Consider the following 12280-nt stretch of genomic DNA (forward strand, 5'->3'; position numbering starts at 1 on the left):
GCTCAGGGTAACGAGTAGGAATAGTTAGCAGTGTTCGCTATAGCTTAAGCGGTCTTCTGCATCGCAATGGCGGTGTCCAGCATGCGGTTGGAGAAGCCCCACTCGTTGTCGTACCACGCCATAATCTTAACCAAACGACCATTTACACGGGTGTGATTGGTATCGAAGGTGGATGAGTTGGCATCGTGGTTGAAATCGATGGAGACCAGCGGCTCGGCATTAACCGCCAGCACCGGCGAATTCGCTGCAGCCTTCTCGACGATGGCATTGATTTCTTCTTTGGTGGTATCGCGGCTGGCGGTGAAAGTGAGATCCACCAGCGACACGTTGATCACCGGCACGCGAACTGCCAAGCCATCGAACTTGCCAGCCAGTTCCGGCAATACTAAACCTACCGCCGCTGCTGCCCCGGTCTTAGTCGGGATCATGGAGTGGGTCGCACTACGAGCGCGGTAAGGGTCGGAGTGGTAAACATCCGACAAATTCTGGTCGTTGGTGTAAGCGTGCACCGTGGTCATCAGACCATTCTCGATACCTACCGCATCGTTCAGCGCTTTTGCTACCGGCGCCAGGCAGTTCGTAGTGCAGGAGGCGTTGGAAACCACCGTATGCTCGGCGGTTAGAATATCGTCATTCACGCCGTATACAATGGTGGCATCGGCGTCGGGGCTGGGTGCAGAAATAAGCACCCGCTTGGCGCCAGCAGTAATGTGCTTGGCAGCCGCCTCGCGCTTGGTAAACAGCCCTGTGCACTCCATCACCAGGTCGATATTCATCGACGACCACGGCAACTGTGCTGGGTCACGCTCGGAGGAGATCGCGATACGATCACCATCCACCGTGATGCTCTCGTTGTCATGCTCTACCTTGAAAGGGAAGTGGCCATGCACAGTGTCGTGACGCAACAGGTGGGAGTTCAGCGAAGGATCGCCCAAATCGTTGATAGCGACAACCTGTAAACGGTCGCGGTAGCTGTTCTCGTAAAGGGCGCGCAGTACGTTGCGGCCGATACGGCCAAACCCGTTAATCGCAACTCTTATTGTCATGATATAGCTCCTCATTAACCAATGGTAGCAAGTGTCGCATTTAGTAAAAAAATTACTAAAAATACGTATTTAAGCGTCATGAGGCTGAAAATTCGTATAACAACGGCCCCAAAAGGCTTATAAATATCCAATATGTAGTAAAATTACTATATAAACGCTACCGTAGTCCAACATTAAAAGCTGGTCTTAGAAAGCCAATACAAGTAAAGGATTCCGCCATGAGTGATGCACAACCGCCCCGCCAAGCTATCCGCACTCTACAAGCACGCAAACGCATTGCACTGATTGCCCACGACGGCAAGAAGGTCGAAATGCTGGAGTGGGCAACCCGCTGGCAAAACGTGCTCAGCCAGCATGAGCTGATCGGTACCGGCACCACCGCCGGGCGCTTGAAAACCGCGCTGGGACTCGACGTTGAAGGGTTGATGAGCGGGCCGTTGGGCGGCGACCAACAAATTGGCGCACGCATCGCCGAACAGCGCCTCGATGTACTGATTTTCTTTTGGGATCCCTTCTCGCCGCAGCCTCACGACCCCGACGTCAAGGCGCTGCTGCGCTTAGCCGCCCTGTGGAATGTGCCCGTTGCCTGCAATGCGGCCACCGCAGACTTCCTGCTTTCATCGCCCTATCTGGGTGAAAGCTACGATATGTTGATTCCGGATGCCAACGCTTGGGCCCAGGCCAGAACGGTCTAAGCAGCAAGCATTAAAACGCTGTACTCAGCGGGTGTGCAGGTGGCGGGCAACTACCTGCAGCCCACACTCGTAGTGGCCGTCCAAGGCGGCCAACGCGCAGTTCAGCGTCAACGCAGCAATCCGGTCATAATCCTGCAACACTGAATTGACCGGCTGGGGGAGAAAATCCAGTAGCCGGTGATCGCCAAAGGTGGCCAAACGGATATTTTCTGGCAAGCCACCACGCTCCAAGAACACATCAAACACCCCTTCCAGCAGCGTATAAGACGCCGTTACCAGCGCATCGGCGCCGCCTTCCTCATCCAACAGCCTGGCTGCAAGGCGCGCCCCTTCGCTACGCTCATAGCTCACTCCACTCAAGATCAGCGGCACAATCTCCGTGCCGCTCAATGCCGCCTGGAAACCGGCCCGCCGTTCGCGACTGATCGATAAATTCGGCATTGCCTCCAGCCACGCCACACGTTTGGTTGCCCCGCCGATTACCGAGCGTGTCAATGCCTCGGCCGCTTCGCAGTCATTGCTCACCACACTGGAAAACAGCTCGGGATTCAGGCCACGGTCCATGCCCACCACACACCAGCCCTCGTCTACCAGATCGGCGTAGAAGGTGTCGTCGCTGGGCAGACAACTGGCGGTGATCAACACCTCACAGCGCTGGGCACGCAGCGCCAGGGCGAGTGCTCGCTCGCTCTCTGCACAGTCATCCGAGCTGACGATCAGCAACTGATAGCCCTGCTCCCGCGCACCACGCTCCAGGCGTTTCGCCAGCCGGGCATAACTGATGTTCTCCAGATCCGGCACGATAAGGCCCAGCAGACGGCTCGCCCCACGGCGCAGTGCGGCCGCTTGCGGGTCTATGTGGTAACGGTGCTGACGTACTACTGCCATCACTTTCTCAATCGTTGCCACGCTAATACGACGCTGCTCGGCCTGGCCATTAATCACGTAGCTAGCGGTCGTGCGCGAGACGCCGGCTAGCCGGGCAATATCGGCGAGTGTCATTCGGGTTCCCCTTGGTGTGACCGGGCAGTTTATCAGCAAGTAAGCGCCTACCAGACCAAAGTCTAAAAGCACAAACCTTGTGTCATGCAGTGAATCGATTCAGCATAGCACTAACACTAGATTCATTGGCAAGGATGAATCACCGCTGAAGGGTCGATTCATCCCACTGGCATTAATGCCATTACCATGATCATTTAACGACGATCACTTATGTACACGCCCTGCACTCGGCCCACAGTACTCACCGAAAGTACTTTGCAGCAACAGAGCGCGTTTACAGGAGAATACTATGTTGACACTCGGCCCCGATGACATCCTGCTAGGCCGCCACGCGGATAGCTGGCAAACCGCTCTGGACAGTGCTGCTGAAGCGCTGGTAGACGCTGGATTAGTTGAGGCCGAGTACCGCGACGGCCTGCACGACCGCGAAGCCCAGTCATCGACGTTCCTGGGCAATGCCATTGCCATCCCCCATGGCACGCCAGAAAGCCGTCGGCACGTGAAGCAGACTGGCGTCCGCGTGCTGCAGTTTCCCCAAGGAATCGAGTGGCACGACGGTCAACAGGTGCATGTGCTGGTGACCATCGCGGCCCAGAACGATGAGCACTTGGATATTTTGCGCCAGCTCACTCACGTGCTGGATCGTGACGGCGTTGCCGAACAGTTAGCCAGCGCCAGTTCCGCTGCCGATGTGGCGCGCCTGCTGTCCAAACCAACGCTTGAGCCACGCTTGGATGCTGATACGCTCTGTGTCAACTTTCCCGCTCGCGACCCCCAAGAGCTCGCCTTGGCCTCCGCCGCCCGCCTGCGTCAAAGCGGCTGCGTCGATAACGCCTTCATTGCCGCTGTCGCCGCCGCTCAACCCACCTGGTTAGGCAAGGGGTTGTGGCTGGCCAGCAGCTCGCAAGGGGTTAATCAGCCCGCGCTTGGGGTCGCCACGCCAGCGTCGCATACCTTGGAAAGCGCTGGCCACCCGGTCCATGCGCTGTTCTGCTTAGCTGCCCACGGTGATGCCCACCGTCCGCTGTTAGAGCAATTAATGGCCTTGCTGGATAGCGGCGCCAGCGACACGCTGCTCACATGCAACAGTGCTCAACTGCTTTCCCTGCTGGCGGGCGAGACCGCCAGCACCCCCACCCGTCGCGTTCGAGTGCTTAATCCCCATGGCCTGCACGCCCGCCCCGCCAAGCAGTTGGTGCAAGTCGCCCGCGCCCAGGCCATGGCGATCAATGTGCGGTTGGAAGAAGGCAGCGCCACGCTGGTCTCGGCGGCCAGCTTGACCAAGGTGATCGGCCTGGGCGCTCGCCGCGGCCAATGGCTGGTGCTGTCCGCCGAAGGTGATAACGCACGTCAAGCGCTCGAGAGCGTGGCGGAAACGATTGAGGCTGGCTTGGGCGAGAAAATAACGCCCCTTGACGGCGGCTTTGACACCGCTCCCGAAGCCAGCACGACTCAACCGGCCGTCGAGCCACTGGCTGCCGACACGCCCCATACCGGCGTGGCCGCTTCGCCGGGCTTGGCCATTGCCCCGGTGTTTGTTATCCGCCCCATGCAGTTCGACTACCCCGAGCACGCCGATGACGCGGAGCAACAGCTCATCCGCCTGAATCACGCCATCAAGGAGGGCGCGGCTCAACTGGAGGCGCTGGTTCGCAATGCCCAGGGCGGCGAAGTCGCCGATATTCTCTCGATGCACGAAGAGATGCTCGTCGACCCGGAACTTCACCACGCGGCCTCGGATGCCATTCGCGAAGGACGCTCGGCGGAAGCGGGCTGGTGGGAAGCGATTGAAACCGCTGCCCACGCCCAGGAAATGCTGGCCGACCGCCTACTGGCCGAACGCGCCGCTGACCTGCGCGACGTAGGCCGCCGTGTGCTTGGCGTGCTCTGCGATGTGACGCTTCCAGAACCGCCTGACCACCCCTATATTCTGGTCATGGACGACATCGGCCCTTCCGATGTGGCGCGCCTGGATACCTCCCGTGTGCGTGGCCTGCTCACTGTACGCGGTGGTGCGACAGCCCACAGTGCCATTCTGGCCCGCGCACTGGGCATTCCTGCCGTCGTTGGCGCGGGGCAAGCGGTGATGGCGCTCAATAACGCCAGCATGATGATTTTGGATGGTGATCGTGGCCGGGTAACATCGCAACCTTCCGAAGAGCGGTTACAGCGTGCCGAGCAGCAGTTGCTCGACCACCAGCAGCGCGAAGCCGCTGCCTGGGAAACCCGCTTTGAGGTTGCTCAAACTCGCGATGGCCACCGTGTCGAAGTCGCCGCCAACCTGGGCAATACCGCCCACGCTGTCGATGCAGTAGAGCGCGGCGCCGAGGGTGTTGGCCTGCTACGTACTGAATTTCTGTTTATGGCCCACGCCAGCGCCCCGGATTTGACCACCCAGATCGGCGAGTACCGCCAAGCGGTGGAAGCGTTGGGCGGCCGCCCGCTGGTGGCACGGACCCTGGATGTGGGCGGTGACAAGCCGCTGCCTTACTGGCCGGTCCCCCAGGAAGATAACCCCTTCCTGGGACTGCGCGGCATTCGCCTGGCGCTGACCCAGCCCGATGTGCTCGAGACCCAACTGCGCGCGCTGCTGATGGCCAGCAAGGATCACCCTTTGCGCATCATGCTGCCGATGATCAAGGACATTGCCGAGTTTCGGGCGGTCAAGGTGATCTATGATCGCCTGCTGCAAGAGATCCCCGCCTCACAGCGCGCTACCGATGTGCAGCTCGGGGTGATGATTGAAGTACCTTCCAGCGCACTGCTGGCACCCAGCCTTGCCGCCGAGGTGGACTTCTTCTCGGTGGGCACCAATGATTTGACCCAGTACACCCTGGCGATTGACCGCGGCCATCCGGAGCTTTCTGCCCAGGCTGACGGTCTGCACCCGGCGGTGCTGCGTCTAATCCAGATGACCGTGGCCGCAGCGCATAGCCAAGGCAAGTGGGTCGGTGTGTGCGGTGAGCTGGCCTCGGATGCCGTGGCTATTCCCGTATTAGTTGGCCTGGGCGTGGATGAACTCTCGGTCAGCGCGCGGCAGATTCCTTTGGTGAAAGCTCGTCTGCGCGAGTTTGATTTTGCAGACGCCCAGGCCATCGCTCAGCTAGCGCTTTCACAAGCGACCAGTGATGAAGTGCGTGATGCACTGGAGGCGCGCTAATGGCCCGCGTGCTTTGTATTACGCTCAACCCAGCGCTGGATTTAGCGTTTAACCTTGACGCTTTGGTGCTGGGCAGCGTCAACCGCCCTAACAGCGCGCAGCTAGAAGCCGCTGGTAAAGGCGTTAATGTTGCCCGTGTATTGGCAGAGCTTGGTCATAGCGTCACGGTCAGCGGCTTTTTAGGCAGCGAGAACGACGCGCCCTTCGCCCTGGCTTTCAAACAGCTGGGCTTGGTCGATGCCTTCGTGCGGGTACCCGGCAGCACGCGTATCAATGCCAAACTGGCTGAACAGGGTGGCCGCGTTACCGATATCAACGGTCCCGGCATGCCGATTGACGCCACAAATTTACAAACGCTAATCGACACGCTGGACGCCGAACTGAGCAGTGCGACGCCCCCCCAGGCAGTGGTTGTCGCTGGCAGCCTGCCCCCAGGCCTGTCACTGGTGGGTTTCCGTCGGCTGCTGGAGCACTTGAACGCGAGCGGTGTGCCGCTATGGGTGGATACCAGCGGCCCGGCTCTTAACGCCGCCATCGACGCCCACCCAGCGGGCATCAAACCCAATGAAAATGAACTCGCCGACTGGGCAGGTGACACTCTCGACACGGCACCAGCACGCTTGGCGGCCGCCAAGCGGCTACATCAAAGCGGCATCGCCCAAGCGCTTGTGTCAGCGGGTGCCGAAGGCGTGCTGTGGGTGAACGCCCAAGGTGCCTGGCACGCCACGCCTCCCAAGGTGACGGCAACCAACACGGTGTGCGCTGGCGATACCTTTGTCGCGGGCATGCTCCACGGCTTACTTAATCAACACGACCCGGAACGAACGCTGCGCTTTGCTACCGCACTCTCTGCTGAAGCCGTACGCCATGTCGGTGTCGGCAACGCCAACGCTGCGGATTTCGACTCACTCCAACAACACACCCGGATACGGCGTCTTGATGACTCCATCACCGAGGGAGCTACGCTATGAACATAATTCTGATTACCGCCTGCCCCAGCGGCATGGCTACTACCTTCCTCGCTGCCAAACGCCTCGAGCAGGCTGCCCAACGCCAGGGCTGGTCGGTACACGTTGAAATGCATGGCGAAATCGCGCCGCTGCAGGCTGCTACTGCTGATCAGATTGCTAACGCCGATTTGATTGTGGTCGCCGCCGATCACGTGCCCGCGCCGGAACGCTTCGAAGGCAAGCGCCTCTTTCAGGCACCGATTGCCAGCGCGCTCCCCGACCCTAACGGTTTTCTGGCCCAGGCCAAGCGTGAAGCGCCGATTTACAGCTCGCCTGCCGCGCCTGCAGCCTCCGTTTCTACCGCTGCAAGCAGCGCGGGTGGCAAGAAAATTGTTGCGGTCACCGCCTGCCCTACCGGCGTCGCCCACACCTTTATGGCCGCCGAAGCGCTCTCGGAAGCAGGCAAAGCCATGGGCCACGCCATTCGCGTGGAAACCCAAGGCTCGGTGGGCGCACAAGATAAATTAACGGAAGAAGAGATCGCTCAGGCCGATGTAGTGCTACTAGCCTGCGATATCGACGTTGATCCGTCGCGGTTTGCAGGCAAGCGCATCTACCGCACGTCTACCGGCAACGCGCTGAAAAAGCCGCGCCCCACCATTGAAGCCGCGCTGGAAAACGCGGCACTGGAAAGTAGCGGTTCGGCCAATACCGCTAGTGACAATAAGAGCGTCAAAGAGAAAGGGGTTTATAAGCACCTGCTCACCGGCGTTTCCTTTATGTTGCCAATGGTCGTGGCGGGCGGTCTGCTGATTGCACTCTCGTTTGTATTTGGCATTGAAGCGTTTGAGCAGGAAGGCACCCTGGCCGCTGCGCTGATGCAAATCGGTGGTGGCACCGCCTTTGCGCTGATGATTCCGGTGCTGGCAGGTTATATCGCCTACTCCATCGCCGACCGCCCCGGCATCGCACCGGGTATGATTGGTGGCATGCTGGCGGCTAATATCGGCTCCGGCTTTATCGGCGGTATTTTGGCAGGTTTCCTGGCAGGCTACGTGGCGCTGGCGGTTACGCGCTACGTCAAACTGCCCTCCAGCGTTGAATCACTAAAGCCGATTCTGATCATTCCTCTGGTTGCCAGCCTAGTCACCGGCCTAACCATGATCTATGTGATTGGCGAACCGGTCGCGGCGCTGCTTAATGCGCTGACCAGTTTCCTGGAATCCATGGGCTCCACTAACGCGGTGCTGTTGGGTATTCTGCTCGGCGCAATGATGTGCTTCGATCTGGGTGGCCCGGTCAACAAAGCCGCTTACACCTTTGGTGTGGGCCTGCTCGCCTCAGAAACCTACGGCCCCATGGCGGCGATCATGGCGGCGGGAATGGTGCCTGCCATTGGTATGGGCATTGCCAGCTTTGTCGCGCGCAATAAGTTCTCGGCACCGGAGCGCGAAGCGGGCAAAGCCTCTTTTGTATTGGGTCTGTGCTTTATCAGTGAAGGCGCGATCCCCTTCGCGGCTAAAGACCCGCTGCGGGTCATTCCGGCCTGCATCGCGGGCGGGGCACTGACCGGTGCGCTCTCGATGCTGGTGGGTGCGAAGCTAATGGCTCCCCATGGCGGTATTTTCGTACTGCTGATCCCCAACGCCATTACCCCGGCGCTGCTCTACCTGGGTGCTATCATAGCGGGCTCACTGGTTACCGGGTTAGGCTATGCGTTTATCAAACGCGGGGCAGCTCAAGTGGCGGTGGCTACTTAACGGCTGACCCTACCCTGTGTGGGCAGGCAATCGTGCCTGCCCACACAAATACGTAGCTTTACGCAGTTAATGCAAGTCTAAGCCTAAATGCCCTCTACTCCTCGCCGTTTTTTATGTAGTATTTTTACATAACGCCACGTTTAGTTTGCCATTCGGTTCTGGTTACTACATTCACTTAATAACAAACGGATCACCCTATGTTTCAGCTCACTCGTAGTGTCACCTGGCAGGCGCTCGACCGCCTACGCGACAAAACCGCTAACGACCGCATTCGTGACTACTTCACCAATGATCCTCAGCGCTTTGAGAAAATGAGCCTTCGGGTGGGCGGTCTGTTTCTTGACTACTCCAAGCACCATGTCTCCGATGAAGTGCTCGCCAAGCTGATCGAACTGGCCGACCACTCCGCGCTGGTACAGCGTCGGGCGCAGATGTTCTCCGGCGACATCATCAACGTCACCGAAAACCGCCCAGTACTGCACACCGCCCTGCGTCACTTAGGCGATGAGCCGGTGTATGTGGACGGCGAAGACGTCATGCCCGAGATCACCCGTACCCGCGAGCAGATCAAGCTATTCTCGGAAGCGGTACGCAATGGCGAGTGGAAAGGCTATAGCGGCAAACGTATTAAAGATGTGGTCAATATCGGCATTGGCGGCTCGGATCTTGGCCCTAACATGGCGGTGCGCGCGCTGCTCAAATACCGCCACCCGGAGCTCCACTTCCACTTCGTCTCCAACGTGGACGGCACCCATATCCAGAAGGTGCTTTCGCGCCTCGACCCGGCCACCACGCTGTTTATTGTCTCCACCAAAACCTTTTCTACCCAGGAGACACTGCTAAACGCCAAAACCGCGCGTCGCTGGTTCCTGGAAAACGCTGGCGAAGACGCCGACGTGGGTGCGCACTTTATCGCTGCCTCCACCAACCGCAAAGCGGCCATGGAGTTCGGCATTCGCGAAGAGAACGTGTTCGAATTCTGGGCCTGGGTGGGTGGCCGTTACTCCATGTGGTCGTCCATTGGGCTGCCGATTGCGCTTTCGATCGGTTTCGAAGGCTTTATCGAGCTACTGGAAGGCGCTCATGAGATGGATAACCATTTCATCAACGCGCCCTTCTCGCAAAATATGCCGGTGCTGATGGCGCTGATTGGTATTTGGTACATCAATTTTATTGGCGCAGAAACCCAAGCCATCGTGCCCTACGACCAGGCGCTGAACCAACTGCCTTCTTTCCTGCAGCAGTTGGACATGGAGTCTAACGGCAAGTCGGTAGATATTTTCGGCCACCCGGTGAACTACAAAACCGGCCCCATTGTGTGGGGCCAAACCGGCTCCAACGGCCAGCATGCCTTCTTCCAGCTACTGCATCAGGGCACCCGCTACGTACCGATTGATTTTATTGCCTCGCTCAAGCCCGAGCCCGGCGTGGAAGACCACCACTTCGCCTTACTGACCAATATGCTCGCTCAGGCCAACGCCTTTATGGAGGGCAGCCAGGGGGACAGCAAAGAACTCAGCCAACACGACCCCTACAGTTGCCCCGGCAACCGCCCTTCCAGCACGCTACTGCTGGACGAGCTAACGCCGAAAAACCTAGGCGCACTGATTGCGCTCTACGAGCACAAGGTGTTTGTGCAAGGGGTGATCTGGAACATCAACTCGTTTGACCAGTGGGGCGTACAGCTTGGCAAACGCATCGCGGGTGAAATCAGCGAACGCATCGATGCCCACGCCGCCGACTTCGATGCCTCCACACAAGGCCTGCTGGAGTTGGTGCGGGCGCACTTCCCTAATGGCGGCAGTGACGAAAAGGAAAGCGCACCGGCCAGTGCCGACAAGAAGCCAACACGGAAAAAACATTGAACGAATAGGCTTATAAATCGATAGAAAACAACGCCTTGGTTTGAAAGAACCAAGGCGTTTTAATTTTTGCTGAGCCTTACTTTTAGCCGATTGGCAGGTCGAGCTTAAAGTTCTTAATGATTTTCTTGTCTAAACAGCTTCTTAGAAACGTATTCATCGGTGCCATATTGTTAGATGTATAAAAATCCAACATCAGGGTATTGAACTCTTGCTGTCGTTTGGCTGGAACATTAATAATCGGGAATCCATGCATCAGCAAAATGCCATTCATCATAAAGCGACCAGTACGCTTGTTAACATCCCAGAAAAATTGAGCCCTAGCCATCTGCAGAAACGCAGTGATGGCTTGGTCGTAACTGTCCTCTTCGCTCGCTACTAGCCGCTGGACTTCTTGCCATTTAGCTTCAAGCTCGTCAGGCATAGGCGGCTCATAGTCAGAACCTGCAACCGTTACATAACCCGAGCGAAACTTGCCCCACTCCAGCGCCTCTTCTTTACCGGCAATGGCATGGATGTCTAGAGCGGTTTGCTTATCAAAGCGGAACTGCCCCTTATCGACTAAATAAAATATATATTCCCAAGCTTTCGCCTGGTTAATCGCCATATTCTGATCGCTGATTTTATGGCCGCCCACGGTGATCCCATCCAAAATGGTCTGCACCTCGGGCAGCGTCATAGCGACCCCCTCAAGATTCACGGCATCGTATACCAAAGCAGGCACATCCCGTATCGCCAGTTGCCTAGCCAAGGGGGCGTTAGGCTTCATATTCCAAAGTTTATCTTGTGCTGGCTCCATGGGAGTGGGACTCGTGTTCGGCAAATGGGATAAGTATATCGCTACGGGATAGAGTATATGCGGTGAGGAAGCTATCTGTTACTAAACAGAGCTAATAGGCTCTGATGCTTCGCTCTTTTTAACGCCTCTATGCTCGCACATCTCTGCCAGTTTCGACTCCGATAAAAACGTGGCGGCGATGGTGGATTCTAACCAGATAGCCAGAACGGACTCACTATCGCTTAGCGTAAATAACCGATCATTCAATGTCCCTATACATAATATGTTGAGGCCCCGCAGCCCCGCCCAGGTAACGCTCACCAGTCTCATAAAAGCCCGCCTTTCGATAACAGTTGTATGCCGCTAGGTTCTTACAGTTCACCGTCAGGGAGTTAAGAGAGCAAATTAATTAACTATGACCAGCATGCTGGTCAATATTATTGGCTACCGGCCTCATCCGGTATCAGCGCCAGCAAGTCGGTGACCTCAATATCTAGACCGGCTTGCGAGAGCAGCGTTGTTATCTGCCCGCGGTGGTGGGTTTGGTGATTGAAGAAGTGCAAGATCAGGCTGGAGAAACTGCGGATGGCTGGAACTCCTTTCATATTTTGGTAACTCAAGATTGTCTCTAGATCCTCATCTGTCAGCGCTGCGATCCAATTGATAATCACGCTATCCAACCATTGACGATGTGCCTTGAGGCCATCCAAGTCATCAAACATCACTTGATCAAGCCGCGCAGGCGTTGGCAGCGCCACCATGACCGCAAGTGTTGTGGTAGAAGAGGGATGGCTTGCAAACCGCTTAAGCCAAAGCGTGTCGGCTACAACGATATGATTTAAAGTGCCAAAAATAGAGCCAAAGTAAGCGCCTCGCTCCTCTGCAAGTTCAGTTGTACTCAGCTTGCTAGCCGTGTCGTATACCTTGGCATTCATCCACTGATTGTAGGATGCCATTAATGCAAAATGTGGTTGAAGTTCCATAGGTCAAATCGCCTCTTTCCATGCTGGCAACAACGGGGTCTTTA

The 12280-nt window shown here is 57.3% G+C and carries 9 protein-coding genes; 5 read left to right on the forward strand and 4 right to left on the reverse strand.

Annotated features, from left to right (window positions below; all coding sequences use genetic code 11):
* Positions 1–44 precede the first annotated feature (44 nt).
* Positions 45–1046 carry a type I glyceraldehyde-3-phosphate dehydrogenase gene (gene gap, locus ACXUPB_RS13040; RefSeq protein WP_035557046.1) on the reverse strand — a complete coding sequence of 334 codons (1002 nt, stop codon included), beginning with the start codon at positions 1044–1046 and terminating at the stop codon, positions 45–47.
* Between the two features lie 218 nt (positions 1047–1264).
* Between gap and ACXUPB_RS13045 the strand changes: the two genes are divergently transcribed.
* A complete protein-coding gene (locus ACXUPB_RS13045; RefSeq protein ID WP_472952778.1) occupies positions 1265–1741 on the forward strand; it encodes a methylglyoxal synthase in 477 nt (158 codons plus the stop codon).
* 24 nt (positions 1742–1765) lie between these two features.
* Here ACXUPB_RS13045 and cra read toward each other — a convergent pair whose 3' ends face one another.
* Positions 1766–2743: a catabolite repressor/activator gene (gene cra / locus ACXUPB_RS13050; protein ID WP_035557045.1), complete on the reverse strand. Its 978-nt coding sequence runs from the start codon at positions 2741–2743 to the stop codon at positions 1766–1768.
* A gap of 289 nt (positions 2744–3032) precedes the next feature.
* Between cra and ptsP the strand changes: the two genes are divergently transcribed.
* The 4 genes from ptsP (at position 3033) to pgi (ending at position 10478) form a co-directional block, all read left to right on the forward strand.
* Positions 3033–5903, forward strand: a complete 2871-nt coding sequence (gene ptsP / locus ACXUPB_RS13055; RefSeq protein WP_472952781.1) for a phosphoenolpyruvate--protein phosphotransferase — start codon at positions 3033–3035, stop codon at positions 5901–5903.
* Positions 5903–6874 (forward strand): 1-phosphofructokinase, encoded by a 972-nt coding sequence (gene pfkB / locus ACXUPB_RS13060; protein ID WP_472952783.1) that lies wholly within the window; start codon positions 5903–5905, stop codon positions 6872–6874. Before ptsP ends, pfkB begins: the two co-directional genes overlap by 1 nt.
* Positions 6871–8613, forward strand: coding sequence for a PTS fructose-like transporter subunit IIB (locus tag ACXUPB_RS13065; RefSeq protein ID WP_472952786.1), 1743 nt, complete (start codon positions 6871–6873; stop codon positions 8611–8613). The genes pfkB and ACXUPB_RS13065 overlap by 4 nt, the downstream gene beginning before the upstream one ends.
* Positions 8614–8810: 197 nt before the next feature.
* Positions 8811–10478 carry a glucose-6-phosphate isomerase gene (gene pgi / locus ACXUPB_RS13070; RefSeq protein WP_035557034.1) on the forward strand — a complete coding sequence of 556 codons (1668 nt, stop codon included), beginning with the start codon at positions 8811–8813 and terminating at the stop codon, positions 10476–10478.
* An 82-nt stretch (positions 10479–10560) separates the two neighbouring features.
* On the opposite strand, the gene ACXUPB_RS13075 is transcribed toward pgi, so the two are convergent.
* Positions 10561–11274 carry a Fic family protein gene (locus tag ACXUPB_RS13075; protein WP_200897140.1) on the reverse strand — a complete coding sequence of 238 codons (714 nt, stop codon included), beginning with the start codon at positions 11272–11274 and terminating at the stop codon, positions 10561–10563.
* 416 nt (positions 11275–11690) lie between these two features.
* Positions 11691–12236 carry a DinB family protein gene (locus ACXUPB_RS13080; RefSeq protein ID WP_035557029.1) on the reverse strand — a complete coding sequence of 182 codons (546 nt, stop codon included), beginning with the start codon at positions 12234–12236 and terminating at the stop codon, positions 11691–11693.
* Positions 12237–12280: the final 44 nt, after the last annotated feature.

It is taken from the genome of Vreelandella sp. DA03-1M, from assembly GCF_055725665.1.

Coding starts and splice junctions, on each gene's coding strand:
- gap (WP_035557046.1), bottom strand. CDS start 1,046: ATGACAATAAGAGTTGCGATTAACGGGTTTGGCCGTATCGGCCGCAAC.
- ACXUPB_RS13045 (WP_472952778.1), top strand. CDS start 1,265: ATGAGTGATGCACAACCGCCCCGCCAAGCTATCCGCACTCTACAAGCA.
- cra (WP_035557045.1), bottom strand. CDS start 2,743: ATGACACTCGCCGATATTGCCCGGCTAGCCGGCGTCTCGCGCACGACC.
- ptsP (WP_472952781.1), top strand. CDS start 3,033: ATGTTGACACTCGGCCCCGATGACATCCTGCTAGGCCGCCACGCGGAT.
- pfkB (WP_472952783.1), top strand. CDS start 5,903: ATGGCCCGCGTGCTTTGTATTACGCTCAACCCAGCGCTGGATTTAGCG.
- ACXUPB_RS13065 (WP_472952786.1), top strand. CDS start 6,871: ATGAACATAATTCTGATTACCGCCTGCCCCAGCGGCATGGCTACTACC.
- pgi (WP_035557034.1), top strand. CDS start 8,811: ATGTTTCAGCTCACTCGTAGTGTCACCTGGCAGGCGCTCGACCGCCTA.
- ACXUPB_RS13075 (WP_200897140.1), bottom strand. CDS start 11,274: ATGGAGCCAGCACAAGATAAACTTTGGAATATGAAGCCTAACGCCCCC.
- ACXUPB_RS13080 (WP_035557029.1), bottom strand. CDS start 12,236: ATGGAACTTCAACCACATTTTGCATTAATGGCATCCTACAATCAGTGG.